General features: G+C 33.0%; 2 protein-coding genes. Both read right to left on the reverse strand.

Features of this window, described 5'->3' with window-relative positions:
• Positions 1–10: 10 nt before the first annotated feature.
• Positions 11–583, reverse strand: coding sequence for a dUTP diphosphatase (locus KVT27_RS23345; protein ID WP_217563172.1), 573 nt, complete (start codon positions 581–583; stop codon positions 11–13).
• A complete protein-coding gene (fbpA, locus tag KVT27_RS27350; RefSeq protein ID WP_217563173.1) occupies positions 534–710 on the reverse strand; it encodes a Fur-regulated basic protein FbpA in 177 nt (58 codons plus the stop codon). The genes KVT27_RS23345 and fbpA overlap by 50 nt, the downstream gene beginning before the upstream one ends.
• Positions 711–801 lie beyond the last annotated feature (91 nt).

Below are 801 nucleotides of genomic sequence, written 5' to 3' on the forward strand. Positions count from 1 at the left end.
CTTATACATCTTAATATCCACTCGCTTGACGTTTGAAATTTTCTTCATTCTTATCTTTGTAAGCTTGTACAATATCCTCGTATTTAAAGCCGTATAAATAGCAAATACGGAAGAACACACCAAACATCTTTCTTAATTCTGTTATTGGACAATTTCTATATAAAATCCATTGTCTTTTTGCTTTAAATACTTCCATACTCCACATTTCAAATAATCGGTTAATACTGTAAATATTTCTTTGACACATCTTCGCATAATGGAAACATCCAATAATGTTCTTCTGATCCCTAGTAGTAGCGTTTATTTCTAAAACGATTGATAAAAGAAAATGTAATCCATCTACCAACTCATCTAACAATTTATCCCTATCCGGTGTTTTAAATTTAGTGCTCCAATACTTAAATGACTTTGTTTCGTTCCAAGCTTCATTTACTTCCACCTGCAGTGCATAGAACTTTAATTCAATACGATCCTCTGCCTTATAACTAATATGCTGATCTAGCTCCTTTTGCATAGATAACAATTGTCGTAAGCTAAATTTCTTCTCTAGTTCTGCGTCTGTGATTCTGTGTAGTTCTAGCATTCTTCTGTGCCTCCAATATTTTTAGGAGTCTTTCGACAGACAACTCATACAACTGCCTGCCGTCCTCCATTTTATAAAAGTTAAAATTATGAATTAACTGACCTATAATTCTTTCTTTCCTGCCCATGAATCCCCCGAGCGCTTTTTGCAATGTATTTTTTCAAATGTCCTAAATGTACTTGCGATTATCAATAAAACGAATATTAAAAATACAAGAC

The organism is Lysinibacillus sp. GbtcB16, from assembly GCF_019091145.1.
Taxonomy (GTDB): Bacteria; Bacillota; Bacilli; order Bacillales_A; family Planococcaceae; genus Lysinibacillus; species Lysinibacillus fusiformis.

Coding starts and splice junctions, on each gene's coding strand:
- fbpA (WP_217563173.1), bottom strand. CDS start 710: ATGGGCAGGAAAGAAAGAATTATAGGTCAGTTAATTCATAATTTTAAC.
- KVT27_RS23345 (WP_217563172.1), bottom strand. CDS start 583: ATGCTAGAACTACACAGAATCACAGACGCAGAACTAGAGAAGAAATTT.